The 24,022-nt window shown below is 70.4% G+C and carries 24 protein-coding genes, 1 tRNA gene and 2 pseudogenes; 10 read left to right on the plus strand and 17 right to left on the minus strand.

All coding sequences use genetic code 11. From position 1 onward, the window contains the following. Positions 1-74: 74 nt before the first annotated feature. Positions 75-188, minus strand: a pseudogene (locus HYQ63_RS19785) (NUDIX hydrolase); the annotation flags it as partial. A 392-nt stretch (positions 189-580) separates the two neighbouring features. On the opposite strand from HYQ63_RS19785, the gene HYQ63_RS19790 reads away from it, so the two are divergent. The 3 genes from HYQ63_RS19790 (at position 581) to HYQ63_RS19800 (ending at position 2,249) form a co-directional block, all read left to right on the plus strand. After that, positions 581-1,375, plus strand: a complete 795-nt coding sequence (locus tag HYQ63_RS19790) for a Vps62-related protein (protein ID WP_257231964.1) — start codon at positions 581-583, stop codon at positions 1,373-1,375. 16 nt (positions 1,376-1,391) lie between these two features. Next, positions 1,392-1,910 (plus strand): hypothetical protein, encoded by a 519-nt coding sequence (locus tag HYQ63_RS19795; protein WP_179935165.1) that lies wholly within the window; start codon positions 1,392-1,394, stop codon positions 1,908-1,910. A 129-nt stretch (positions 1,911-2,039) separates the two neighbouring features. Further along, positions 2,040-2,249, plus strand: a complete 210-nt coding sequence (locus HYQ63_RS19800; RefSeq protein ID WP_257231965.1) for a tyrosine-type recombinase/integrase — start codon at positions 2,040-2,042, stop codon at positions 2,247-2,249. 91 nt (positions 2,250-2,340) lie between these two features. On the opposite strand, the gene HYQ63_RS19805 is transcribed toward HYQ63_RS19800, so the two are convergent. Continuing rightward, positions 2,341-2,413, minus strand: a tRNA-Thr gene (locus HYQ63_RS19805). Positions 2,414-2,591: 178 nt separating this feature from the next. Here HYQ63_RS19805 and HYQ63_RS19810 point away from each other — a divergent pair. From HYQ63_RS19810 to HYQ63_RS19820, 3 genes are all read left to right on the plus strand, one after another. After that, a complete protein-coding gene (locus HYQ63_RS19810) occupies positions 2,592-3,728 on the plus strand; it encodes an ABC transporter ATP-binding protein (RefSeq protein WP_179935166.1) in 1,137 nt (378 codons plus the stop codon). Between the two features lie 220 nt (positions 3,729-3,948). Continuing rightward, positions 3,949-4,368, plus strand: a complete 420-nt coding sequence (locus tag HYQ63_RS19815) for a hypothetical protein (RefSeq protein WP_179935167.1) — start codon at positions 3,949-3,951, stop codon at positions 4,366-4,368. Positions 4,369-4,470: 102 nt separating this feature from the next. Continuing rightward, entirely contained in the window at positions 4,471-5,283 is an 813-nt protein-coding gene (locus tag HYQ63_RS19820; protein ID WP_179935168.1) for a nucleotidyltransferase family protein, read from the plus strand. A 97-nt stretch (positions 5,284-5,380) separates the two neighbouring features. Here the strand turns inward: HYQ63_RS19820 and HYQ63_RS19825 are convergent, their stop codons facing one another. The 7 genes from HYQ63_RS19825 to HYQ63_RS19855 all read right to left on the minus strand — a co-directional run bounded on the left by HYQ63_RS19825 (position 5,381) and on the right by HYQ63_RS19855 (position 12,437). After that, entirely contained in the window at positions 5,381-6,991 is a 1,611-nt protein-coding gene (locus HYQ63_RS19825) for a DoxX family protein (RefSeq protein WP_179940313.1), read from the minus strand. A 229-nt stretch (positions 6,992-7,220) separates the two neighbouring features. Beyond that, entirely contained in the window at positions 7,221-8,174 is a 954-nt protein-coding gene (gene rlmB / locus HYQ63_RS19830; RefSeq protein ID WP_179935169.1) for a 23S rRNA (guanosine(2251)-2'-O)-methyltransferase RlmB, read from the minus strand. 147 nt (positions 8,175-8,321) lie between these two features. After that, positions 8,322-9,722, minus strand: coding sequence for a cysteine--tRNA ligase (gene cysS, locus HYQ63_RS19835; protein ID WP_179935170.1), 1,401 nt, complete (start codon positions 9,720-9,722; stop codon positions 8,322-8,324). 76 nt (positions 9,723-9,798) lie between these two features. Then, positions 9,799-10,203 carry a PPOX class F420-dependent oxidoreductase gene (locus tag HYQ63_RS19840; RefSeq protein WP_179935171.1) on the minus strand — a complete coding sequence of 135 codons (405 nt, stop codon included), beginning with the start codon at positions 10,201-10,203 and terminating at the stop codon, positions 9,799-9,801. 199 nt (positions 10,204-10,402) lie between these two features. Beyond that, entirely contained in the window at positions 10,403-10,912 is a 510-nt protein-coding gene (ispF, locus tag HYQ63_RS19845) for a 2-C-methyl-D-erythritol 2,4-cyclodiphosphate synthase (protein WP_179935172.1), read from the minus strand. Beyond that, positions 10,902-11,690 carry a 2-C-methyl-D-erythritol 4-phosphate cytidylyltransferase gene (gene ispD / locus HYQ63_RS19850; protein ID WP_179940315.1) on the minus strand — a complete coding sequence of 263 codons (789 nt, stop codon included), beginning with the start codon at positions 11,688-11,690 and terminating at the stop codon, positions 10,902-10,904. The genes ispF and ispD overlap by 11 nt, the downstream gene beginning before the upstream one ends. 264 nt (positions 11,691-11,954) lie before the next feature. Further along, positions 11,955-12,437 carry a CarD family transcriptional regulator gene (locus HYQ63_RS19855; protein WP_009716930.1) on the minus strand — a complete coding sequence of 161 codons (483 nt, stop codon included), beginning with the start codon at positions 12,435-12,437 and terminating at the stop codon, positions 11,955-11,957. A 590-nt stretch (positions 12,438-13,027) separates the two neighbouring features. On the opposite strand from HYQ63_RS19855, the gene HYQ63_RS19860 reads away from it, so the two are divergent. Beyond that, the gene (locus HYQ63_RS19860) at positions 13,028-13,765 is read left to right on the plus strand and encodes a copper chaperone PCu(A)C (protein WP_179935173.1); all 738 of its coding nucleotides are present in this window, start codon (positions 13,028-13,030) and stop codon (positions 13,763-13,765) included. A 193-nt stretch (positions 13,766-13,958) separates the two neighbouring features. Here the strand turns inward: HYQ63_RS19860 and HYQ63_RS19865 are convergent, their stop codons facing one another. Further along, positions 13,959-14,639, minus strand: coding sequence for a response regulator transcription factor (locus HYQ63_RS19865; protein WP_009716928.1), 681 nt, complete (start codon positions 14,637-14,639; stop codon positions 13,959-13,961). Then, positions 14,636-15,925, minus strand: a complete 1,290-nt coding sequence (locus HYQ63_RS19870) for a cell wall metabolism sensor histidine kinase WalK (protein WP_179935174.1) — start codon at positions 15,923-15,925, stop codon at positions 14,636-14,638. Before HYQ63_RS19870 ends, HYQ63_RS19865 begins: the two co-directional genes overlap by 4 nt. A gap of 288 nt (positions 15,926-16,213) precedes the next feature. Here HYQ63_RS19870 and phoU point away from each other — a divergent pair, with 288 nt between their 5' ends. The 3 genes from phoU to HYQ63_RS19880 all read left to right on the plus strand — a co-directional run bounded on the left by phoU (position 16,214) and on the right by HYQ63_RS19880 (position 17,482). Beyond that, positions 16,214-16,888, plus strand: coding sequence for a phosphate signaling complex protein PhoU (gene phoU / locus HYQ63_RS19875; protein ID WP_123105088.1), 675 nt, complete (start codon positions 16,214-16,216; stop codon positions 16,886-16,888). A 114-nt stretch (positions 16,889-17,002) separates the two neighbouring features. Further along, on the plus strand, positions 17,003-17,128 hold the full coding sequence (locus HYQ63_RS44800) for a hypothetical protein (protein ID WP_257231966.1): 126 nt from the start codon (positions 17,003-17,005) through the stop codon (positions 17,126-17,128). A gap of 129 nt (positions 17,129-17,257) precedes the next feature. After that, complete coding sequence (locus tag HYQ63_RS19880; RefSeq protein ID WP_179935175.1) at positions 17,258-17,482, plus strand: hypothetical protein; 225 nt, start codon at positions 17,258-17,260, stop codon at positions 17,480-17,482. Positions 17,483-17,719: 237 nt separating this feature from the next. Here the strand turns inward: HYQ63_RS19880 and HYQ63_RS19885 are convergent, their stop codons facing one another. The 6 genes and pseudogenes from HYQ63_RS19885 to HYQ63_RS19910 form a co-directional block, all read right to left on the minus strand. Beyond that, on the minus strand, positions 17,720-18,700 hold the full coding sequence (locus HYQ63_RS19885) for a glycosyltransferase family A protein (protein WP_179935176.1): 981 nt from the start codon (positions 18,698-18,700) through the stop codon (positions 17,720-17,722). A gap of 149 nt (positions 18,701-18,849) precedes the next feature. Continuing rightward, complete coding sequence (locus tag HYQ63_RS19890; protein WP_179935177.1) at positions 18,850-19,350, minus strand: hypothetical protein; 501 nt, start codon at positions 19,348-19,350, stop codon at positions 18,850-18,852. Between the two features lie 11 nt (positions 19,351-19,361). Next, positions 19,362-21,746 carry a glycosyltransferase gene (locus HYQ63_RS19895; RefSeq protein WP_257231967.1) on the minus strand — a complete coding sequence of 795 codons (2,385 nt, stop codon included), beginning with the start codon at positions 21,744-21,746 and terminating at the stop codon, positions 19,362-19,364. Positions 21,747-22,134: 388 nt separating this feature from the next. Further along, positions 22,135-22,787 (minus strand): annotated as a pseudogene (locus tag HYQ63_RS19900) (nucleotidyl transferase AbiEii/AbiGii toxin family protein). Then, positions 22,784-23,131, minus strand: coding sequence for a transcriptional regulator (locus tag HYQ63_RS19905; RefSeq protein WP_179935178.1), 348 nt, complete (start codon positions 23,129-23,131; stop codon positions 22,784-22,786). Before HYQ63_RS19905 ends, HYQ63_RS19900 begins: the two are co-directional and overlap by 4 nt. Before the next feature lie 96 nt (positions 23,132-23,227). After that, on the minus strand, positions 23,228-23,989 hold the full coding sequence (locus tag HYQ63_RS19910) for a phosphoglyceromutase (RefSeq protein WP_123105068.1): 762 nt from the start codon (positions 23,987-23,989) through the stop codon (positions 23,228-23,230). Positions 23,990-24,022: the final 33 nt, after the last annotated feature.

The raw sequence follows: 24,022 nt of genomic DNA on the forward strand, positions 1-24,022 counted from the left end.
GAACCGGGCCATCCTCAGCTCCAGCAGGGCAAACTCGACGACGCCTGCGGCAGCGCGTACGTCGCGTCGTCGGCGCGGAAGACGTGGTGCTCCCAGCGGTGCCCATCGGGCTGCTGGACGTCCACGAGCCACAGGTTGACCCACGGGTTGCTGTAGATCTGCCGCTCACCATGGTCGGTCCACCGCATGAGGCCAACTCCCTCTCACTGACGGGCCGTCCGGCGTGTCACCGTCACGGGCGACGGACCGGGCCAAGGAACCTCACACGGCTGCCCCGGCGCCGGGCGGCTCGGCGGTGAGCCTGGCCCGCTTGGCAGCCACGGCCTCCGGAGCAGCCGGTCCATTGACCTCGTCGACATGGCGTCCGGCTGATGTCCGCCGTGGATGTCGACCGCCCCGGACGGGAGCCGTCCGGGGCGTTGTCCGTGCTCAGGCACAGAGCCGACTGTCGGGTTCGAACCGACAACCTTGGCTTTACAAGTTCGTCACCCCCGATGTGGTGATCAGCCCCTCGACGCCTTGCCCCAGCGTGCCCGGTGCGCGGACGAGTCTCGCGCTGCGGCGATGTGCACGCCTTTGCATGAACACTGCGCGGTACGGCGGGCTTGAGATCAGGGTGACCTCTCAGTTCACTCTCGCTTGGGCTGACGTGGGGTCGGGAGCGGACAAGAACTTCGCCGCCTACAACGTGGGCGGGTTCGGATCGATCGGGGAATGGAAGACGCTGGCTCAGCTGGGCCGGCCGTCCTTCGACGACATCAACGGCAAGGTCGCGGCAATCCAGGTCCGCGCCGTCAGTCCCGGTGACGGGCTGCTGAGGCCGCCCACGGGCTTCACGAAGATCTGGGGTGACCACGGGACTGGCTCCGACAAGGACGGCTCGGTGTGGCGTCCAGTGCCGCCTTCTGGCTACGTCGCGCTCGGAGACGTCTTCGTCTCCGGCTACAACAGTCCTAATCCGGCGCAGTATGCGTGTGTCCGCAAGGACGCCGTCGGCGGTCACAGGTACGTACGGGAAGCCCGCATCGGGGGAGAGATCTGGAACGACCTCGGTTCCGGCGGGGACAGGGACGTGTCGGTCTGGGCGGTGCAGGCCCCGCCGTACCCGCCGGACCGCGTCGACCGGCTGATCATGGGCGTGGACGGCTTCATCACGAACCCCGCGTACAGCAAGCCGGAGCAGCCGGTGTACGTCCTGGACCTCCCTGCGCTGGTCGTGAAGAACGAGCAGGCGCCCGGTCCGGTCCTCACCTCGCACGCGCAGCCGGTGAAGGAGACCCTGCAAACGGTGGAACGGGTGGTGACCGTGCCCTGCACGCTCGTCGCGGACCCGGGCAGGACCCCTGCCTGGCAGGTGGAACACTCGCCGTTCTAGCAGGCTGGAGCGGCGCGTGAGCTACTACCGGCAGATGTACTACAGCCAGCCCAGCGGAACAACCGAGCAGCCCAACAGCGAAGCGATCACCACGGGTGTGTCCGAGACCAAGGGCGAGGAGTTCAGTAAGCGCACGAGCGTCAGTGTCACCGTTTCGGCCGGTATCGAGCTGAAGGCATTCTCCGCGTCGGTGGAGACCAGCGTGACCCACGAACTGGGTTACACCAGCCGTACAGACGTCACCCAATTCCAGGAGCGCACGCAGAACTGGGGGATGACGACGCCGCCGCGGTCGACGACCGTGCTGTGGTCCCCACGGCACGAGATCCGGCCTATCCGGGCCAACGGGGACATCGTCGGCGGCCAGAGCGGCCTCGTCTTCGATGTCGAGGAACGCGTACTCACCGAGTACCCCGGCGGCCAGGGCGCCAAGGTCTTCGTCGACGGCGTGGAAACCACCGTCGAAGACCTCAAGGCCGCCCAGTTCCAGACCACCATCGACACCGCCGTCGGCCCCGAGGGCCAGGAGGCCTGACCGCCACCTGACCGCCAAGCCCACATCCGGATCCTCGGCAGGCATCAACCCCGGCCCCGGCCCTCCCTTCGCAGGGAGGACCAGGGTCGGCCCTGTTCCAACACGACCGCGCAACTCTCCCCGCGCGAGGTGGGGTCCATGACGGCGCACGACGCCCGGCACGGCTGCGCCACGCTGCTCACGGCGGCCGGGGTGGCTCCGCGCGTGCTGATGGAGATCCTGGGGCACAGCCAGATCAGCATGACCATGGATGTGTACACGCACGTCGCGCAGGACACCCAGCGGGAAGCGATCAGCCACATGGACCGGCTGCTGAAGCGGCGGCCCAACCAGGACTGACCAGCGGCGTTCACCCGCGTTGATGTCAGTTGTGGATGTCAGAAGCCCCGGACGGAAAACCGTCCGGGGCTTCTTCCCTGCTCAGACACAGAGCCGACTGTCGGGTTCGAACCGACGACCTTCGCTTTACAAGAGCGGTGCTCTACCAGCTGAGCTAAGTCGGCGTCCCCAGCAGTGTACCCACCACACCGGGGTGCTCCGTTCGAAAATTCTGGTGTCCGGAGTAGAGACAGGGCGGGGGTGGGGGGTATAGCGTCACGCCAATCCACGTGCAGTGGACTAGACCCCTACCTTTACTCGGATCGTCCGGCACGTTCCTGCCGGTGAAGGGACCAGATCACCATGGCTACGGTCACGTATGACAAGGCGACCCGGATCTACCCGGGCACCGAAAAGCCCGCCGTCGACCAGCTCGACATCGGCATCGAAGACGGCGAGTTCCTCGTTCTGGTCGGCCCCTCGGGCTGTGGGAAGTCCACGTCGCTGCGGATGCTGGCGGGGCTGGAGGACGTCAACGGCGGGGCGATCCGGATCGGCGACCGCGATGTGACGCACCTGCCGCCGAAGGACCGGGACATCGCGATGGTGTTCCAGAACTACGCGCTGTACCCGCACATGACCGTCGCGCAGAACATGGGCTTCGCGCTCAAGATCGCCGGGGTCAACAAGACCGAGATCCGGCAGAAGGTCGAGGACGCGGCGAAGATCCTGGACCTCACCGAGTACCTGGAGCGCAAGCCGAAGGCGCTGTCCGGTGGTCAGCGGCAGCGGGTGGCGATGGGGCGGGCCATCGTGCGGGAGCCGCAGGTGTTCCTGATGGACGAGCCGCTGTCGAACCTGGACGCCAAGCTGCGCGTGCAGACCCGTACGCAGATCGCGAGCCTCCAGCGGCGACTGGGGATCACGACGGTGTACGTCACCCACGACCAGGTCGAGGCCATGACCATGGGCGACCGGGTGGCCGTCCTCAAGGACGGGCTGCTCCAGCAGGTCGACACCCCGCGGAACATGTACGACCGGCCGGCCAACCTCTTCGTGGCGGGCTTCATCGGGTCACCCGCGATGAACCTGGTCGAGGTGCCGATCATCGATGGCGGTGTGAAGTTCGGCAACAGCGTGGTCCCGGTGAACCGGGAGGCTCTGGGCGCCGCGGCCGACAAGGGCGACCGTACGGTCACCGTGGGTGTCCGGCCCGAGCACTTCGACGTGGTGGAGGCGAACGGCGGGACGGCGAAGTCGCTGGCCAAGGCCACCGACGACGCCCCGGCCGGTCTCGCGATCACCGTCAACGTGGTCGAGGAGACGGGCGCGGACGCGTACGTCTTCGGTTCGGCCGAGGTCGGCGGCGAGAGCAAGGACCTGGTGATCCGGGTCGGCAGCCGTCAGGTGCCGGAGAAGGGCGCACAGCTGCACGTCGTGCCGCAGCCGGGCGAGGCCCACGTCTTCTCCACCTCCACCGGGGAGCGGCTCAGCGACTGATGTCCGTGAGGTGAGGCGCCGTCTTCCGCTTCGCGGGGGCGGCGCCTCGCTCATGTCCGCGGCCGCTCACTGTCGCGTTGTGGTGTTGTCGATAAATTCCTCGACATTCCGGTCTTTTCGATTCCGTTCGTCAACACCCCCACACGCGAGAACGGGTTTCCATCACCCGGCATGGTGACTCAATGTCGCCAAATCATCGCTCCTCGCTACGATCCCTCCCGTGAACACCGCAGCCCGCCGTATCGGCAGAACCCTCGCGCTCGTCCTCCCCGTCGTGCTCGTCCTCTCCGGAACGCTCGCCGTCACCCGCGTCCCGTGGGCCTCGCCGAGCGCCGAGTCGCAGATCCTCACCGCCTCCTCCGACCGCGCCTCCACCCGCGCCGTCCACCGTGCCCCGCACGAGCTGCTGCGCGACCGGCTGCTCGCGGAGTTGCAGGAGAAGGACCCGGGGGTGGCGCTCACCCACCTCCAGGCCGCCACGAACGAACGGCCGTCGCTGGCCCGGCACTGCGCGGACATCGCCCGTGCGCTCGGCCGTGCCGCGGTCGCCAAGTACGGGGGTACGAACCGGGCCCAGGCGTACGCCCGTCCCGTCTGCGACACCTCGTTCGCGTCCGGCATCACCCAGGCGTACCGCTGACCACACCGACGCCGACCGCACCGCCCCTCGCCACATCGCCGACGGCCACACCCGGCTTCGGCTCCCCGTGCGGTCACCGCGCCACCGCATATGGTGCGATCCATGACCGATGACCTCCACAGGCCCGGGCACCACGCTCACCACCCGCATGCCCCGCGCCCCACACAGGCCGTCGTCCTGGCCGGAGGCCAGGGCTCGCGGCTGCGTCCGTACACCGACGACCGTCCCAAGCCGATGGTCGAGATCCCGGGCACCGGGACCCCGATCATCGGCCATCAGCTGGCCTGGCTGGCCGCCGAGGGGGTCACCGACGCGGTCGTCTCCTGCGGTCATCTCGCCGCCGTCCTCCAGGACTGGCTGGAGTCGGCGGAGCTGCCGCTGCGCGTGACGACCGTCGTCGAGAAGGAACCGCTCGGCCGCGGCGGGGGCCTGAAGTTCGCCGCCGCCCGGCTGCCCTACCCCGATCAGCCGTGGTACGCCACCAACGGCGACATCTGGACCCGCTTCTCGCTGCGCGAGATGGCCGACTTCCACCATGAACGCGACGCCGTCGCGACGCTCGCGCTGGCCCGGCCGCGCATCCCCTGGGGGGCGGTGGAGACGGACGAGTTCGGTCACGTCCTCGACTTCATCGAGTCGCCGCCCTCCCCGTATCTCATCAACGCGGGTGTGTACGTCTTCTCCGCCACCTTCACCTCGCTACTGCCGGGGCGCGGCGACCACGAGCGGACGACGTTCCCGCGGCTCGCCCGCGAGCGGCGGCTGGCCGGGTTTCCGCTGCCCCACGGGGCGTACTGGCGGGCCATCGACACCGCCAAGGACCTCACCGAGGCCGCCAAGGAACTCTCCGCGGGCCCCCCGCCGTCCGGTCGCGGCTCGCTGGAATCAACGCCGGTGCGGCCGTTGCACGATTGACCCCCGGCAGGCATGAAAGAGCCCTCCGCGCCCATGGACGGCGCGCGGAGGGCCTTCTTCGTACGGGTTCGGGTTCGGTCAGCCGAGTACGGCACCCTCAGCCGAGGAGGCCGCCCAGCGCGGCCTCCTCCTGCGCCGGTTCGCCCTCGTCGTAGGAGTCGGCCGCCGGGCCGCCGCCGCCCATGCCGCCGCCCTCCGAACTCGTCCCGCCCAGGCCCGCGCCGCCCCCGCCGCCGAGGGCCGGCGGGCCCGGTTCCGTCATCGGGGCGGCGGGTCGGCTCGGGGTGCGGGGGGTCGTACGGTGGCGCCGCGCCTGGCCGGGGCTGCCGGTGGCGCTCGCCGAACCCGTCGCGCTGGGCCTGCCCGAGGTGGCGGACGCCGATGGCGAGGCGGAGGGGGTCGGACGGTTCAACGGGGCGCGGTACGAAGGCGATCCGGGCGTTTCCACCGTGCCGCCCACCCCGCCGCGCGGGCTGGTCTCGGGCTTCCGGGGCAGCGGCGAGCCGGGGAGGCTGTTCCTCGGCACCTCGTGCGGCTCGGGCGCCCGCACCGTCTCCGAGGACCGTACGGCGCCGCCGATCATCGAGCCGAGCAGCAGGGTGAGCCCGGCCACCACCATCGCCATGACGGTGCCGCGGCGCAGCACCCGCCGCCGCAGCGCCCACAGTTCGACGCGCGGGCCGAGCCGCCGCCAGGCCTCGCCCGCGAGACGGGCGTCGGCCGAGTACACCGGGGCGCCCGCGATGATCAGCGGGCTCCAGGCGGCGAGGTAGATGATGTCGGGCGCGTCGTAGACCGGTACGGTGCGCCAGCTCACGGTGAGGATCAGCGCGGCGGACAACACCGCGCCGACGCAGGCCGCGAGCCGCTGCCACAGCCCGAGGACGGTGAGCACGCCGACCACGATCTGGAGGAACGCCACGGTCAGCCCGGCGCCCACCGGGTGCTCCAGGGCCAGGTCGCGCAGCGGCTCGGCGATCGGCCAGGGGTTCAGGGACTGGAGCCAGGTGACCATCGAGCCGCGCTCGCCGCCGTCGAAGTAGACGGGGTCGGAGAGCTTGCCCATGCCCGCGTAGACGGAGATGAAGCCGAGGAAGATGCGGAGCGGGAGGAGGACGACGCCGAGGTTCATCCGGCGGTCGGGGTAGTACGCGTGCCGCACCTGCTCGGAGGGGCGCCGCGGGCGCGGGACCTGGGGGCTCCGGTGGGTCTCGGGCGCTTGACGGGGCCGGTGGTGGGGCTGCCGGGTCTGGTGGGCGGCGCGGGAAGGCCGGGGGACGCGTGGCGTCGGGCCGGTGCGGTGCGTCGCGTCCGACTCCCGCGGCCGCGGCGGCCGCCCGGTCTCCGGCACCGGGTCCCGGCGCGGGCTGCGCGGCCCGATGACCGTGGGCGGGCCGGTGACCGTGGGCGGGCCGTCGTCGAAGGTGACCCGCGGCAGCACCTGCGTGGTGCCCACGTCCTCGGGGCCGTCCACGGTTTCGGAGTACCGCACGGCCTGGAGCAGTCGGGTCGCCGCCGTGTCCCCGCCGGGCCGGGTGCGGCCGCTCCACACCACGGGCGGGCGGCGCCGGGGCGCGGCCCCGGCCCCGATACCGGCGAGCCGGGCCGTGTCCGCCAGCGCGCTGCTCACGACCGGGGAGGAGAGCTGCACCCGGAAGCTGGGGGGATTGACGGCGACCTTCGCAGGGTCACACGGCACCTTGGCCATGGTCAGCTGCGGCTCGTCGTCGAATCCCGGCGCGCGTCCCGCCAGGGGCGTGCGGAATTTTCTGGTCTCCACGCTCAACTAACCGAGTGACCGGCGGGAAAGACACTGCCGGGGACGGTGTGATCTGTCGGGGGACCGTCAAGATCGTCCGGGCGTGGGTACGTCCCCCCTGCCCCACCCGGTCACGGCGGACCGGCGGGGCGGAGGGGACGGCGCGTCGTGCGAAGGGTTACGACCGGCGCCGCGACGCCTCGTACAGCACCACACCTGCCGCGACACCCGCGTTGAGCGACTCCGCGCCGCCCGGCATCGGGATGCGGACCCGGAAGTCGCAGGTCTCGCCGACCAGTCGGGACAGACCCTTGCCCTCGCTGCCGACGACGATCACGACCGGGCCGTCCAGCGCCTCCAGGTCCTGAAGCTCCGTCTCGCCGTCCGCCGCGAGGCCGACGACCGTGAGGCCCGCCTTCTGGTAGGACTCCAGCGCCCGGGTCAGGTTGGTGGCGCGCGCCACCGGGGTGCGGGCGGCGGTGCCCGCGGAGGTCTTCCAGGCGCCGGCGGTCATCCCGGCCGCGCGCCGCTCCGGTACGACCACGCCGTGGCCGCCGAAGGCGGAGACGGACCGCACCACGGCGCCCAGGTTGCGCGGGTCCGTAACGCCGTCGAGGGCGACGATCAGCGGGTCCTCGCCGTCGTCGAAGGCGGCCGCGCTCAGGTCCTCGGGGTGGGCGTAGTCGTACGGCGGGACCTGGAGCACCATCCCCTGGTGGTTGAGCCCGTTCGTCATCCGGTCCAGCTCGGCCTTCGGGGCCTCCATGAGGTGGATGCCGCCGCGGTCGGCGGCGATCTTCAGCCCCTCGCGCACCCGGTCGTCGCTGTCGATGAACTGCTGCACGTACAGCGTGTTCGCCGGGACGCCCTCGCGCAGCGCCTCGACCACCGGGTTACGGCCCACCACCAGCTCGTTCGTGCCCTTGGCGCCGCCGCGGCGCGGGGCCGGGCGCTTGGCGGCCTGCCGGGCGCGGGCGTTGGCGATGCGCTGCTTGGCGTGTCCCTTGCGCATCTCGGCGGGCGGGGTCGGGCCCTTGCCCTCCAGGCTCCGGCGCCGCTTGCCGCCGCTGCCGACCGTCGCGCCCTTCTTGTTGCTGGTACGGCGGTTCCTGCGCTGGCTGTTGCCGGCCATGAATGTCACCTATCTCTTCACTGCTCAGCGCTGCTCGGCAATCGGCAACGGGCAACGGAAAAACGTGGAACGTCACACGCGTCTACGGTCGTATGTACGGTCATACCAGTGTGCCGCCCGGCTCAGCGGGCGGCACAAAGAGCGAGGTCAGCGGGTGCCCAGCTCCCAGCGCGGACCGGACGGGGTGTCCTCGATGACCAGCCCCGACTGCTGGAGCTGGTCGCGGATCGCGTCCGCCGTCGCGTAGTCCTTGCGGCCGCGCGCGGCCTGGCGCTGCTCCAGGACCAGCCGGACGAGCGAGTCGACCACGCCGTGCAGGTCCTCACCGCGGTCCGAACCGGCCGACCAGTGGTCGTCGAGCGGGTCAAGGCCCAGCACGCCGAGCATGGACCGCAGCTCGGCCAGCCGCGCGACCGCCGCCTCCTTGTCGTCGGCGGTGAGGGCGGAGTTGCCCTGGCGGACGGTGGTGTGGACGACCGCGAGCGCCTGCGGCACCCCGAGGTCGTCGTCCATCGCCTCCGCGAACGCGGGCGGCACGTCGGCCGCGGGAGGGACGGCCTCCCCCGCCTTTTCCGTGACTCGCTGGATGAAGCCCTCGATGCGCGCGAAGGCGGACTCCGCCTCGCGCAGCGCCTCCTCGCTGTACTCGATCATGGAGCGGTAGTGCGGGGTGCCCAGGTAGTAGCGGAGCACGATGGGGCGCCAGCGCTTGACCATCTCGGAGACCAGCACGGAGTTGCCGAGCGACTTGCTCATCTTCTCGCCGCTCATGGTGACCCACGCGTTGTGCACCCAGTACGTGGCGAAGTCGTCGCCGAACCCCTTGGCCTGCGCGATCTCGTTCTCATGGTGCGGGAAGATCAGGTCGACGCCGCCGCCGTGGATGTCGAAGGCGCTGCCCAGGTACTTGTGCGCCATCGCCGAGCACTCCAGGTGCCAGCCGGGGCGGCCGCGCCCCCACGGGGTCTCCCAGCTCGGCTCGCCGGGCTTGGCCGCCTTCCACATGGCGAAGTCGCGCGGATCGCGCTTGCCGGTCTCGCCCTCGCCGCTGGGCTGGCGCAGCCCGTCCAGGTCCTGGTTGGAGAGCCGGAGGTACTCGGGGTACGAGCGCACATCGAAGTAGACGTTGCCCTCGGCCGCGTACGCGTGACCCCGGTCGATCAGGCCCCGCATCATCTCGATCATCTCGGGGATATGACCGGTCGCCCGCGGCTCGTAGGTCGGGGGAAGGCAGCCGAGGACGTCGTACGCGCTGGTGAAGGCGCGCTCGTTCGCGTAGCCGATCGACCACCACGGGCGGCCCTGCTCGGCCGACTTGGCGATGATCTTGTCGTCGATGTCCGTAACATTACGGACAAACGTCACGTCGTAGCCGCGGTACGCGAACCAGCGGCGCATGATGTCGAAGTTGAGCCCCGACCTGATATGCCCGATGTGCGGGGCAGCCTGCACGGTCGCGCCGCACAGGTAGATCGAGACACAGCCCGGCGTGAGCGGGGAGAAGTCACGGATCTGCCGGGCACCGGTGTCGTACAGGCGAATAGTCACGCGTCAAGGGTAGTCGGAACCCGGCAGTGCCCCGCGACCCGTCGGCCGCAGGGACACAGAAGCGTGACACTTCTCCTCAGAGGCTGCCGACGACCTTGCGGGCCGCGATCCGCACGACGATGCGCTCGTCGTCCTGACCCGAGGCCGGGTTGAACTCGGCGTACTTCTTGCCCGTGTACTTGAGCGACAGCTCGTCGATCAGCTTCTGGGCGCCCTCGGTGGTGTAGCTCGCCGTGCCGCGGATCTCGGCGTACGTGTACGGCGCGTCCGCGGGCTGCACCAGGACCGTGACGCGGGGGTCGCGGTCGATGTTCTTCTGCTTCCGCCGTCCCATGGTGGTCGAGAACAGCAGCTCGTCACCGTCGCGCTTCACCCACACCGGTGACAGCTGAGGGCTGCCGTCGGGCTGGGCGGTGCCGATGATGACGAAGACCGGGGTGTCGAGGACGCGCTTGAGGTCGTCGGAGAGTGTGGTGGCCACGGGGTGCTTCCTTTCCTCGCGCCGAGCTGGGCGGTGGTGCGGATGGGATTCGGGTTACCGGATCCGTACCCCACACACCGTCAAGGTGCGGGGCGCGCTCCGAGGAACGGCCCGTACGGCGGAGGAGTGCCCTCCGCCGCCGTACCGGGGCCCCGGCGCCGCGCCCGGTCCGCGGCTGGCACCGCCCCGGGGTCCGCGGCTAGCGCCGTACCACCAGCGCGGTCGCCACCGCCGCCAGGCCCTCGGCCCGGCCGGTCAGTCCCAGCCCGTCCGTCGTCGTGCCCGAGACCGAGACGGGCGCGTCGATCGCCGACGACAGCGCCTTCACCGCCTCGTCCCGACGCTTGCCGATCTTGGGGCGGACGCCGATCACCTGGATCGCCACATTGCCGATCTCGAAGCCCGCCGCCCGCACGATCCGGGCCGCCTCCGCCAGCAGCGTCACCCCGGACGCGCCGGACCACTCGGGGCGGCTGGTGCCGAAGTGGGCGCCGAGGTCGCCGAGGCCCGCGGCGGAGAACAGCGCGTCACAGGCGGCATGGGCGGCCACGTCGCCGTCGGAGTGCCCGGCCAGGCCGTACTCCTCGCCCTCCCACAGCAGACCCGCGCACCACAGCTCGCGGCCCTTCTCGAAGGCGTGCACATCCGTGCCGATGCCGACCAGGGGAAGCGCGGGAAGTCCCGCCGCGGGCGGCTGCTCAGAAGCCATCGTTCTTCCTCCTGCGCGCGAGAACCGCCTCGGCCAGCACCAGATCCAGCGGCCGGGTCACCTTGAACGCCTCCTCGTGGCCGGGTACGACCACGACCTCGACGCCCATCCGCTCGACCATGCCCGCGTCGTCCGTCGCGCCGTCGCCCTCCAGGACGATCTTCTCGTGCGCGGCGGCGAGCGTGGCGCGGTCGAAGCCCTGCGGGGTCTGTACGGCGCGCAGCAGGGCGCGCTCGGGGGTGCCGACGACCGGCTCGGGCTCACCGGCCCGGTCGCCGGTGCGCGGCTCGACCCGCTTGACGGTGTCGGTCACCGGCAGGGCCGGGACGACGGCGGGCGACCCGTCCCGTACGGCGGCGACGACCGCGTCCACGGTGTCCACGGGGACGAGCGGGCGCGCCGCGTCGTGCACCAGCACCGTCGTGACGCTGTCGGGGACGGCGGCCAGGCCGAGGCGCACCGACTCCTGGCGGGTCTCACCGCCGGGGACGACGACCACCTCGGTGGTCCCGGTGAGCGGATACGCGTCGAGCAGCCGCTGGACCTCGTCGGCACCGTCCGGCGGGGCGACCACGACCACGAGCGAAACGGCACGGGATCCGGCCATCGCCCGAACGGCGTGCACGAGCATCGGCGTACCGCTCAGCGGGCGCAGCGCCTTGGGGGCTCCCGGGCCCAGCCGCACGCCACGGCCCGCGGCGGGGATCACGGCGGCGGTGCGGGCGGGGCGCTCGGACGCGCCGATGGGCGGGGTTACGGACTTTGCGTTGGCGTTCAGGTTTGCTTCCTCGGCCGAAATGGGTATGGCCACAGCGTGCCGGGCGCGATGCCCCGACCGGCCCCTTCCGTGACGACTGGTCGTGCCAGCTGCCCGGGCCCGGCACACCTTGCACCACAACAGCGACACCACAAACGGTCTTGCGCCAAGGGCTGCGATGTGGTGGGCTGAGGTGTCTGTGCGCGCACATGCCGCAGCGCCCGGCGAACAGACTTACTTACGAGGAGCAGGTCTGAATCACTCGGGCACCGCGGCATTTATGTGTCAGGACGCGAGTACCTCATCCAGCAGGGCCTCGGCCTTGTCCTCATTGGTGCTCTCGGCGAGGGCGAGTTCGCTCACCAGGATCTGGCGCGCCTTGGCGAGCATGCGCTTCTCACCGGCGGACAGACCGCGCTCCCGCTCTCGGCGCCAAAGATCACGCACGACCTCGGCAACCTTGATCACATCACCGGAGGCGAGCTTCTCGAGATTTGCCTTGTAGCGACGGGACCAGTTCGTGGGCTCTTCCGCATACGGTGCGCGCAGCACCTCGAAGACCCGGTCCAGCCCGTCCTGGCCGACCACATCACGCACACCGACGAACTCCGCATTGTCCGCCGGCACACGAACCGTCAGGTCACCCTGAGCGACCTTCAGCACCAAGTAGGTCTTGTCCACGCCTTTGATCTGACGAGTTTCGATGGCCTCGATCAGCGCGGCCCCGTGATGGGGATAGACCACGGTGTCGCCAACCTTGAACGTCATGTGACAGGTACCCCTTCCGTGGCTATCCAGGGTAACACGTGAACGCCTTCTTCTGAATGGCGTTTTCGCAGGTCAGGGCATATCTCGGGGCTTGACAACAGCGGCTGGGACGTGCTGGGCAAGGTGGGCGGAACCGGGTATTCGCAGGTGGGAGCGGTTGTCCGGGCGGCCTGAAACCGGCGCGATACGCGCCCGGAGAACATCATGCGGGTGGCCGTACGTCCCGTTTTGCCGGAGTCCGGTCGATGGACTTCCGCTACTCCGTTCGGCCGAGGAGCGACAGATCCGGCCCCGATTCCCGAATTGATCACGGCCGCACTGATCATGTCTGTGAGACATCTGTGGTCAAGTGCGTGATCAATTTTTCGGACGTCCACGGATTCCTTACCGATAATCTCCCCGATCCGTCACCGAACCGATATTCAGGGTGGTCGGGAGGGTGGTCATGGATGTGCGGTGTGGGGCGTGCGGGCCGGGCGCGTCGTCCCCGAACGCCGGTGAAGGCGGGTCGGGTGCGGGGCCAGAAGGGCGGATCGGTAACCTAAGCGCGCTGATCCAACTTTTACCTCGTCCTAGGAGATGCCGCCGCCGTGAGCAGCAGCCTTCGACGCGGCGCCCTCGCCGCAGCCGCCATCGTGGTCTCGGTCGCCCCGCTCTCCGCCTGCGGAGCCGGGAACGACGCGCAGACGCTGGAGGTCAAGCCCGACAACGCCGCGACGTCCGTCGGCGATATCAAGATCCAGAACGCCACCGTGGTGACCCAGCCGGACCGGACCGCGAAGGGCCCGGCCGTCGTCACGGCCCGGATCTTCAACAACGGCGACCGGGACGAGACCCTCACGGCCATCACGCTGCCCGACGCGAAGGCGACGGCGAAGCTGCACCCGGCCAAGGGCACGGGCAAGGCCGCGAGCAAGATCGTCGTCCCGGCGGGCGGCTCCGTCGCCATCGGCGGCGAGGGCAACGCCTCCGCCGTCGTCTCCGACGGGCGCGAGGCCGCCAAGGACGGCGACGCCCAGCGGATCGTCTTCGACCTCAGCTCGACCGGCGACGTGCCGATCACGGCCTTCGTCGTGCCGGCGACGAGCTACTTCAAGGGCTGGGGCCCGTCCGAGCTGCCGACCCCGACCCCGTCGGCTCCCCGGGGCGGTACGCCCTCCGGCAAGCCGGGCCAGACCACGCCGGGCCAGACCGCGCAGCCGGGCGGCCAGAAGCCCGGCGGCGACAAGCCGTCCGACGCGGCGTCCGGCTCGGCGAGCAACACGCCGGGCGGCGGCCAGAGCAACGGCATCGCCCCCGGCGAGCCGACGCCGAACGACGAGGACTGAGCACACGCGAGGGCGGCCCCGGAGATCCGGGGCCGCCCTCGCGTTGTGAGCCGGTACGCGAACGTACGGGCCCGTTTACGGCTCGACCCCCTCCCCCGTGCGCACCTCGCACCGATCGGCCCCCGGGGGGCCTCACGGGCTTCGGCGCGCTGCGCCGGACTCCGTCCGGCGGGCCCGGCCCGAGCCCGGTGGCTTACGGCTCGAACTTGTAGCCCAGGCCGCGCACCGTCACCAGGTAGCGCGGCGCACCCGGGTCCGGCTCGATCTTGGCCCGCAGCCGCTTGACGTGGACGTCGAGGGTCTTCGTATCGCCCACGTAGTCCGCGCCCCACACGCGGTCGATCAGCTGCATCCGGGTCAGCACCCGGCCCGCGTTGCGCAGCAGCATCTCCAGCAGGTCGAACTCCTTCAGCGGGAGGTCCACCTTGCCGCCGCCGACCGTGACCACGTGCCGGTCCACGTCCATCCGGACCGGGCCCGCCTCCAGGGCGGCGGGGGTGACCTCCTCCGGCTCGCCGCGGCGGCGCAGGACGGCCCTGATGCGGGCCACCAGCTCACGCGACGAGAAGGGCTTGGTCACGTAGTCGTCGGCACCTATTTCCAGGCCGACGACCTTGTCGATCTCGCTGTCCTTGGCGGTGACCATGATCACCGGGACGTTGGAGCGACCGCGCAGCTGGCGGCACACCTCCGTACCGGGCAGTCCCGGCAGCATCAGGTCGAGCAGCACCAGATCGGCGCCGTTCCGCTCGAACTCGTCGAGTCCCTCGGGCCCCGTTGCCGCGATGGCGACCTCGAATCCCTCCTTGCGGAGCATGTACGACAGCGCGTCGCTGAACGATTCCTCGTCCTCGACGACCAGAACTCGGGTCACGGAAGGACCTCCGGGGCAGAGAGTTGTTCGTTGGTGAAGGTCTCGTACGGTCGGTCGCCGTCCTCACCATCGAGGTCGGATCCGGAATCGTACGGCTCGCCCGGCCCCCCGGCCGGGCGATCCCGGTCCCCCCGCGCCGCACCGGCCTCCGGGAGCCTCAGGGTGAAGGTGGAGCCCTGTCCCTCAGCGCTCCACACCGTGACCTCCCCGCCGTGCGAGGCGGCCACATGCTTGACGATGGCGAGACCGAGGCCGGTTCCACCGGTCTGCCGCGAGCGGGCCGGGTCGACCCGGTAGAACCGCTCGAAGATCCGCTCGCGGTCCCTTTCCGAGATGCCGATGCCCTGGTCGGTGACGGCGACCTCGATCAGATCGCCGCCCGTCGCGGGGATGCGGCGGGCCGCGATGCCGACGCGGGTGCGGGCCGGGCTGTAGTTGACCGCGTTCTCGACGAGGTTGCCGAGGGCGGCGGCCAGCTGGCCCCGGTTGCCCCACACCCGCAGATCCGCGGTGCCGCCGGTGGCCATCGTGATCTGCTTGGTGCCCGCCTGGTGGCGGCAGCGGTCGATGGCCTCGGCGACCAGTTCGTCCACCCGCACCGGCTCGGCGTCCTCCAGCGGGTCGTCGTTCTGGACCCGGGAGAGGTCGATCAGCTCCTGGACGAGGCTGGACAGCCGGGTCGCCTCGACCTGCATCCGGCCCGCGAAGCGGCTGACCGCCTCCGGGTCGTCGGACGCGTCCATGACGGCCTCGGAGAGCAGGGAGAGCGCGCCGACCGGGGTCTTCAGCTCATGGCTGACGTTCGCGACGAAGTCGCGCCGTACGGCCTCGATCCGGCGGGCCTCGGTGAGGTCCTCGACCAGCAGCAGGACCAGCCGGGAGCCGAGCGGGGCCACTCTGGCGGACACGGCGAGGGCGTCGCCCCGGCCGGTGCCGCGCCGCGGCAGGTCCAGCTCGATCTGCCGGATCTCGCCGTCCCGCCGGGTGTCGCGGGCCATCGCCAGCATCGGCTCGACGGCGAGCTTGCCGCCGCGCACCAGTCCCAGCGCGTACGCGGCCGAGCTGGCCTTGACGACGGCGTCCGCCTCGTCGAGCACGACGGCCGAGGAACGCAGTACCGAGAGCACGGTGTCCACACCGGGCGGCAGGGCGGCATCGGTATGCAGCGATGAGCGCGTAGGCTTCGCCTGTTCGCGCTCGCTCCAGCGGAACGCCAGCATGGCGATGACACCGGTGCACAACCCGGCGAGCGCCGCCACTGCGGCGATCGCCGCGTTCACGTTCATGCATCCAGGTTATGCGGGCGGGGAGCGGCCTCCACAGACCTGCACAGGGCCTCTCGAACAGACGTTGCCGAGAGTTCACCGGGGGGATGGCAGCGGTTCACTCCGGACGCCTCGGCGGTCGACCGCCGCACGAGGTGGCGTGGGGAGCGTTGCCGAGAGTTCACCTTGGCGTCCGGGGCGGTTAACCGCGGGGGGTCGCGCCGGACGCGTTCTGAGCCGAACGTGGCAGGGTGGGGCACACGAGTCCACGAAGAACCGTCAGCGAGAGTCAGTGAGAGAAGGTCAGTGATGCGCGACGCGTACCACGAGGAGCTGGATTCGATCGGGGAGGGCCTGGTCGATATGGCCCGGCTCGTCGGTTCGGCCATCGGCCGCGCCACCACATCCATCCTGGACGCGGACCTGAAGCTTGCCGAGAGCGTCATAGCCGCCGATGAGAAGGTCGACGACCTCCAGCGCGACCTGGAGAACCGGGCGATAGCCCTGCTCGCCCGGCAACAGCCGGTCGCCACCGACCTACGGATCGTCGTCACCAGCCTGCGCATGAGCGCGGACCTCGAACGCTCCGGTGACCTGGCGCAGCACGTCGCCAAGCTCACCCGGCTCCGCTTCCCGGACAACGCCGTGCCGCACGACCTCCACGCCACCATCCTGGAGATGGGCCAGCTCGCGCAGCGGCTGATGGCGAAGGCGGCCGAGGTCATCGTCACCAAGGACGTCGACCTCGCCGGGCAGCTGGAGCAGGACGACGATGCGATGGACCTGCTGCACCGCACCCTCTTCCAGCACCTGATGGACGACCGCTGGAAGCACGGCATCGAGACGGCCGTCGACGTCACCCTGCTGGGCCGCTACTACGAGCGCTTCGCGGACCACGCGGTGTCGGTCGCCAAGCGCGTCATCTACCTGGTCACCGGCGAGCACGCGGACGAGATAGCCCCGGCCGGCGCCCAGGAGGCCTGAGCGGGCGTGGCCGCAGCACGGCGGCGTGCCTCCGCGCGCCGTCGATGCGCCCCTGTGGGCGGGCCGTGGACCGGGACCATGAGCAGCAGGTGCCCTCTCCCGAGGAGACGACTCATGGCGGACATCACCCGACCCGAACCCCAGCCCACCCACCCCATCGCCGCCTGCGGCTGCGGCTCGGGCTGTAGCTGCGGCTGCCAGTCCGGCGGCTCCTGCTCGTGCGGCGGCAACTGCGGCTGACGCGGCGACGCGGCCACGCACGACCGGGGCCCGGGACCGAAGACCGGTCCCGGGCCCCGTCCCGTTCCCTCTCCCCCGTCCTCTCCCTGCCGAGGTGCGGCCGACGGCCGCACCGGCGAATCTGGTCCTATGAACGATGGGACCCCGGCCCAGCCGCGCGTAGTGGTGGAGGAACCTCACGACGGCCGCCGCCGCGTGCGGATCGACGGCGAAGACGTGGGCGTGGTGGTGAACGCGGAAGAACTCCGCCGCCTCCTGACCCGCACGGGCCTGACGGACGAGGACACCCCCGTCGACGACCCCCGCCTGATCGACTGGCAAGGCGGCGGCCCCGACGACTGGCCCGCCGCGTAGGCCCACGCGGGCCAGGGGGTGTCAGACACCCCCTGGATACGCCCGGCGGGTGAACGACTACCCGAGGGGCGCTGTACGGGCTGCCCGGAGGCCCGCCACCGCCCACCGTTCCGCCGCAGCCACCGACCGGTCCGCCGCCCGCCGCCGGGTAAGCGGCTGCTCTGGATCGGGGACGCGTACTACCCGCTGCGCAACCTCGCCCGGGTGTACACGCTCACCCATCAGCCCCATGCACTACTACTTCGGAGACAACGTTCGCGAAGTGAGCTCCCTCGGGTCCTTCTCCTGGAGGGGAGAGTCGGCCGCGGGGCGGTGAGCCGCCAGCTCCTTCGTCAGCCGCTGGATGTGGTAGTGCTGAACGCGCGCCGTGCGCTGTAGGGCCATCACCGCGGTGAGGAAATGATCCATCTCGGCGGCCCGGGTGAGGATGTCGTCGGGCACGTGTTCGTCCCGCAGGCAGGCTTCCGCGTCCTGGCTGAGCACGGCCTGCGCCCAGCCATGGGTGATCGGCTTGAACAGGCTCGGGTGTTTGGCCACGATCCGCGCCCGGATGGCCAGGTCGTTCTCGGCGGCCTCCACGTGCAGTCCCGTGTCCTTGTTGCGCGCCCCGAACAGCGGCTCATGGATGTGGTGGGCATCGAAGCCGTGCTCGACGCAGCCGACCCAGAAGTCCCAGTCCTCTCCGGCCCGCATGCTCTCGTCGTAGCCGCCCACGGTCTGCCACACCTCCCGGCGGTACAGCGAGCAGTAGAACATGATCAGCCGCTGGAGCATCAGTTCCCGGCTGTAGGCGGGGAGGGACATCGCCTGCGGGGGCAGATCGTCGTCGGTGAAGGTGAACACATCAGTGGAGGCGATCGCGATGCCGGGGCTGCCGTCCAGGACCGCGACGGTCTTCTCGAGCATCGTGGGAGCGATCACGTCGTCGGCGTCCATCGGAAGGACGTAGCGGCCGGTGGCTTCCTCGATCCCGGTGTTGCGGGCGGCCGAGACACCGCCGTTCGCCCGCTGGACGAGCCTGATGCGCCAGTCGGGGTGGCGGGCGATCAGGGACCGGGCCACCTCGGCGGTGTTGTCGGTGCTGCCGTCGTCGACGATGAGGAGCTCCCAGTCCTGGAAGGTCTGGGCAAGGACGCTGGACACGGCCTCGGGAAGATAGCGGGCGTAGTCATGGCAGGGGATGACCACCGAGACCACAGGTGCGGGATGGTGTGGCATGCGCGGTCTTTCGGTTCGGGACGGGAAGGGGAGGGGAGGAGGAGTGGGCGTGGGAATCGGGCGGGACGGAAGCCGGTGTTCCGGACGCCGGCCGTCCCCCGGGGGCCACTTCTGCGGGCCCACGGCCGGGCACAGCGCCGGATCCCGCGCTAGCTGTGCTCGTGCTCCGCGTGCTGGGGGGCGTAGGCGTCGTGCGCGTACTCGCGGTGGTGGCCGAACTTGTGCTCGCGTCCGCGGTCGTGATCGACCTCGCGGTGGTGGCCGAACTTGTGCTCGCGTCCGCGGTCGTGATCGACCTCGCAGAACCACCCGTAGCCGGGGATGGTGATGTTGCCGACGTTGCAGCAGTGCCCGTAGTCGGTGATGGTCACGTTGTTCACGGGCGGGCAGCAGTGCCCGTAGTCGGTGATCGTGACGTTGTTCACGGGCGGACAGCAGTGCCCGTAGTCGGTGATCGTGACGTTGCCTATCGGCTCGCAGGGGTGGCTGGTCCCGGGCGTGAGGGTCACGTCGCCGCTCATCGGCTGTCCCGAGTACCCGTACGTCGCCGTCTCCGTCCGCGTGTCCGGAGCGACGGCGGCGTAGGCCGCCTCCGCGGTGCTGAGCAGTCCGGCCGTGGCCAGCGCGGCAGGCAGAGCCAGTGAGGTCATGACACGGGATTTCACGGTGGCACCTTTCCTTTGGGTGCGGGGGGAGCTGCCCCGGAATGCCGGTGTACTTCAGTAAAGCGCGCGGAGCCCAGCAGAGCAGAGGCGGTTCCCATGTCCAGGGCCATCGCGGCCAGCCCCTCGGTCTCGATGACCTGCCGGTAGGGGAAGGACGGGAAGGTGAGGCCGTCGCGGTGCAACTCCGCACGGACCAGCAACGCGGTTCCGCCGACCGAGTCGACGCGGACGAGTCCGCGGCCGCGCAACTCGTCGAGGTACGTCCGGCCGAAACCCCTGGGCGGCTGAAGGATGCCGTCGCGCAGCCACTGGGCCCAGTTGAGCGTGCCGGCTCCGGGCTTGAGGACGAAGGTGTTGAGGTCGTACGTCGGCCCGCCGGGTGCGGTGGCGCAGTGCGGGACGACGATGTCCTTGCGCGCGCCCAGCAGGCGCTGGACGAGGTCCGCCGGATAGCCGGTGACATCGACGTCGAGCCACAGCACCCACTCCTCGTCGGCCAGGGCCCGGGTGAGGAGATGGTTGCGCACCTTGGCCAGCACCGACCGGCGTCGGCGCTGGATGCCCTGCTCCCAGCGGGGTCCGGCCAGCTGGAGGCCGAAGTCACGGTGGACGAGGGTCACCCGCCGGAACTCCGCCTCGATGCCGGGCAGGACCTGCCGGAGCAGTTCCGGGGTCGAGTCCCTGCTGTCGCCCTCCAGCAGGCCCAGCGAGATCGCCTCGCGCGGGTAGTCCAGCGTCCGCAGGCGGTCCAGATAGCCGGGCAGGAACGCGGCCGCGTCCTTGAGGGGCGTGAGCACCAGCACCGGGGGCCGCTCGCTCGCCGGTGCCACCACGGGCTCGGGGACCGGCCGCGGCTTCCGCTCGTCCGTGCGCACGGCGCCCGCGGCGGTCTCGGCGTGCGCGATGTCCCCCGGCTCGAGCGGCAGCCGGGTCGCCATGGCGAGCAACTGCTCGGTGTAGGCGCCGGGTTCGGCCCACACCTGGGTCGCCACCTCGAAGTGCTCCGCGAAATGCGACTCGTCGAAGGTGTTGTTCCCGTGGCACACGTAGGTGTACAGGTCGGGCGCGTCCACCGAGACGACCCGGCAGCTTCGGACCAGCTCCTCGGCCACCGGGGTGTCCTCGCCACGGCGCTCGGCCGGATAGCGCGGGAGCCGGTCCTTCGCGCACACCATCGACCCTTCCCAGACCCGCGCGCAGGAGACGGCGAGCTTGCGGCGGGCGGGCCACCACAGCCGCTCACGGGCGAGGAAGCACGCGTCGGCACCGAGCGCGAGGATCGCCGCCATCTGGCTCTCCACCCGCTCCGGGTCATACAGGTCGTCGTCGTCCCACTGGCACACGTACGGCCCGGCGGCCCGGTCCACCGCCTCATTGCGCAGTTCCCCCAAGGTCCGTTCCTCCGGGGGCAGCCGGTGATGGCGGATCCTCGGATCGTCCAGGTCACGGATGTGCTGCTCGAGTGCGTCATCGGTGCCGTCCTCCAGCACGACCAGCTCCAGGTTCGGGTAGGTCTGAGCGGTGAAGCACCTGATCGCGCGGCGTGCCGTCGCCGAACGGTCCTTGGTCACCATCAGGCAGGACACGGTCGGCGCCGACGCGCCCGAGGCCCAACGGCGGCGCTGCGCCTCCAGGTTGAGCAGTCCATCGGCGACCGGTTGCCGCTCCTGGCTCGCCCAGAACGGGAACCGCCTGCCCGCCGAGACCCTCGGCGCGGTCGCGGTGTCGCACGCCCAGCTGCCCGACCAGTGATGCACGGCGTAGGCACGGTCGTAGTCGGCCTCCTGCGGGCCGAACAGCTCCGTCGCGTACGGGCTCACCTCCGGATACAGGGCCTCCGGGCCGACCACCGTGATCGAGTCCGGCTCCGGGGCACTGTCGACCGCTCTGGTGAGGAAGAACGGTCCGGTCGTGTCGAGCGTGCCCGGCAGCTTGTGGGCGCCGACCAGTCGACGGTGCACATGGGCCGCCCAGAAGGGGTGGCCCGGCCGTGACGCGATGAACGCGTTGCCGACGATGCGGGTGAATCCGCGCTGCCGGGCCAGCAACAAGCGCGTGTGCACCTCGGGTTCGCAACCGAGGACGAGTTCGCGCCCGTCAAGGAGATCGGAGACCGGCTTCAGGCACTCGAAATCCAGATCCACGTAGAGGCCGCCGAAATGGTCGAGCAGGAAATAGCGGATCGCGTCGGCCCGCATGATCGGTTCGGGATAGCCGTCGTAGACCGGCAGGAACCACGGATAGTGCTCCTGGAGAAAGGCGCGATTGTCCGCGTCCGTCCACAACCGGTAACCCCAACCGGGGTGGTGCAGCCGCCAGGACTCGGCCCACTTCTGCCATGCCGGAGGGAGGTCGGCGTCTTTCCATGTCTGATGAATCAAGGGGGGAATTGTCTTTTGTGCAGCCATTCGCACAGTATGTCCGCTTGCCCGGCGGGCCGGATATCCGCCGATGCCCGCCGCCGGAGCAATCACCCGAACGGTGGGCTGGGCGCATCGCCGGTGGCGCACGGGCGGTGGCACACGTACTTGATCTCGGCGTTGAATGTCCGACCGGGCGGCCCGGTGACCGCCTCATCAGCCGGGACGACTTGGCCGCCGTTGACGACCGCGACGCCCGCTGTGACCGGGCGCTGATCCTGGACGCCCGGGTCTTTCATTCGCTGAATGCCCTCGGCTGGACCAGTTGGGCTCGAATGGCTCCGTCTTCCACCTGAATGGTCACGTGGACGAGACCTGCGCACCGCTGGAGTGCTAGTGGCCGGGTGGCTCAGATTTCGTTGTCGACTTCCAGCTCGTGAAGCCGCTCTGTGATGTCCTCGGCCCACGACCGTGCCCATCGGCGCAGCTCGGCGGTTGCCTCTTCGTCGAGGCCGTAGGCGGCGAATTCGGTGTCGTCGATCCAGTCGATGCCGGTGAGCCGGGCGAGGGTGTCACGGGCGTGGCGGCGCCCGAGTGTTTCCAGCTCGATGTGGCTCCAGCGGTCCGCTGCGGCTCAGACGTCGATCAGGTCGCTGCGAGCCCGCGGTCGGCCAAGGCGCGCACTTTGGTGCCGACCGCGTCTTCGAGAGAGATCACCAGACCGTGTTCCATCTCCACCGGAGGACGCCAGAGTGCTTCTTTGAGGATGTCGACCTCGCACTCTTCACCACTGCCGCTATCGGTGACGATCAGCCGCGCGGACAGAGGGTCGGCATCCAACCCCCGGACCTGCCAACCGCGTTCTTCCAGCCCGGCGCGTACGGTTGCCGCGATGTTCTCCATCCGCTCCGGATTCTCGGTGGCCAGGTCCAGGTCCTGGCTGAGCCGGTCGACCAGCCCGTGCGCTTGTACGGCGTAGCCGCCGGTGAGGACGAGAGGGTACGGGCCTCCCACGGCGAGCACGTCAGCGAGCAGCCGCCGATGCAGGTCGGTGAGGTTCACGCGGCAGCCGTCGCCTGCTGAGCCAGTTCGGCGAAGGCGCCCTCCCAGGCGTCGCGAATGTCGCGGCTGATCAAGGTGCGGAGGACGGGCCACAGACTGATCAGCAGGTCCTGGTTGAGGTACTGGACCAGGTCGTCGCGCATGCCCTCGGCCAGGACGATCCGGTAGCAGCTCATCCGCAGTCGGGGCTGGTCGAGGTCGAACTGAGTCAGCCCGGACCAGGCCAGGTGCAGCGGCAGCTCGACGGTGCCGTGGGCCGGGCCGACGAGCTCCGAGAGCCGGGCGGGGAGCCGCCGTGCGAACTTGGCGCGGCGGATCTCGGAGACGCTGGGCGTTGATGCCATGCCTCGGTTATCTCGTAACGGCGCCCATCGATGTCAGAGGTACCGAAACCCCCCGACCGGCGGGGAACCGCGGGTCGGGGGCTTACTGGTGTCGGGTTACTTCTTCTTGCCCTGGTTCTTGACCGCCTCGATGGCGGCCTTCGCGGCCTCCGGGTCGAGGTAGGTGCCGCCCGGGTTGGTGGGGCGGAAGTCGGCGTCGAGCTCGTAGGAGAGCGGGATGCCGGTGGGGATGTTGAGGCCCGCGATGTCGGCGTCGGAGACGCCGTCGAGGTGCTTGACCAGGGCGCGCAGGGAGTTGCCGTGGGCGGCGACGAGGACGGTGCGGCCGGAGAGGAGGTCGGGGACGATGGCGTCGTACCAGTACGGGAGCATGCGGACGACGACGTCCTTGAGGCACTCGGTGCGGGGGCGCAGCTCCGGGGGGATGGTGGCGTAGCGCGGGTCGGCGCTCTGGGACCACTCGGCGCCGTCCTCGAGCGGGGGCGGCGGGGTGTCGTACGAGCGGCGCCACAGCATGAACTGCTCCTCGCCGAACTCGGCGAGGGTCTGGGCCTTGTCCTTGCCCTGGAGTGCGCCGTAGTGGCGCTCGTTGAGGCGCCAGCTGCGGGCGACCGGGATCCAGTGGCGGTCGGCGGCTTCCAGGGCGAGCTGCGCGGTGCGGATCGCGCGCTTCTGGACGGAGGTGTGGACCACGTCGGGGAGCAGGCCGGCGTCGCTCAGCAGCTCACCGCCGCGGACTGCCTCCTTCTCGCCCTTTTCGTTGAGGTTCACGTCCACCCAGCCGGTGAACAGGTTCTTCGCGTTCCACTCGCTCTCGCCGTGGCGGAGGAGGATCAGCTTGTACGGTGCGTCGGCCATGCGGTCGAGCCTACTGGACGGGTTCGGGGCGGT

The organism is Streptomyces sp. Rer75 (genome assembly GCF_013414305.1).
Lineage (GTDB): Bacteria > Actinomycetota > Actinomycetes > Streptomycetales > Streptomycetaceae > Streptomyces > Streptomyces himastatinicus.

Excerpts from the sequence above, each read along its gene's own strand:
- HYQ63_RS19790 (WP_257231964.1), top strand. The coding sequence starts at position 581 with ATGAACACTGCGCGGTACGGCGGGCTTGAGATCAGGGTGACCTCTCAG.
- HYQ63_RS19810 (WP_179935166.1), top strand. The coding sequence starts at position 2,592 with ATGGCTACGGTCACGTATGACAAGGCGACCCGGATCTACCCGGGCACC.
- HYQ63_RS19820 (WP_179935168.1), top strand. The coding sequence starts at position 4,471 with ATGACCGATGACCTCCACAGGCCCGGGCACCACGCTCACCACCCGCAT.
- HYQ63_RS19825 (WP_179940313.1), bottom strand. The coding sequence starts at position 6,991 with ATGGCCAAGGTGCCGTGTGACCCTGCGAAGGTCGCCGTCAATCCCCCC.
- rlmB (WP_179935169.1), bottom strand. The coding sequence starts at position 8,174 with ATGGCCGGCAACAGCCAGCGCAGGAACCGCCGTACCAGCAACAAGAAG.
- ispF (WP_179935172.1), bottom strand. The coding sequence starts at position 10,912 with ATGGCTTCTGAGCAGCCGCCCGCGGCGGGACTTCCCGCGCTTCCCCTG.
- HYQ63_RS19855 (WP_009716930.1), bottom strand. The coding sequence starts at position 12,437 with ATGACGTTCAAGGTTGGCGACACCGTGGTCTATCCCCATCACGGGGCC.
- HYQ63_RS19870 (WP_179935174.1), bottom strand. The coding sequence starts at position 15,925 with ATGAACGTGAACGCGGCGATCGCCGCAGTGGCGGCGCTCGCCGGGTTG.
- phoU (WP_123105088.1), top strand. The coding sequence starts at position 16,214 with ATGCGCGACGCGTACCACGAGGAGCTGGATTCGATCGGGGAGGGCCTG.
- HYQ63_RS44800 (WP_257231966.1), top strand. The coding sequence starts at position 17,003 with ATGGCGGACATCACCCGACCCGAACCCCAGCCCACCCACCCCATCGCC.
- HYQ63_RS19880 (WP_179935175.1), top strand. The coding sequence starts at position 17,258 with ATGAACGATGGGACCCCGGCCCAGCCGCGCGTAGTGGTGGAGGAACCT.
- HYQ63_RS19885 (WP_179935176.1), bottom strand. The coding sequence starts at position 18,700 with ATGCCACACCATCCCGCACCTGTGGTCTCGGTGGTCATCCCCTGCCAT.
- HYQ63_RS19890 (WP_179935177.1), bottom strand. The coding sequence starts at position 19,350 with ATGACCTCACTGGCTCTGCCTGCCGCGCTGGCCACGGCCGGACTGCTC.
- HYQ63_RS19905 (WP_179935178.1), bottom strand. The coding sequence starts at position 23,131 with ATGGCATCAACGCCCAGCGTCTCCGAGATCCGCCGCGCCAAGTTCGCA.
- HYQ63_RS19910 (WP_123105068.1), bottom strand. The coding sequence starts at position 23,989 with ATGGCCGACGCACCGTACAAGCTGATCCTCCTCCGCCACGGCGAGAGC.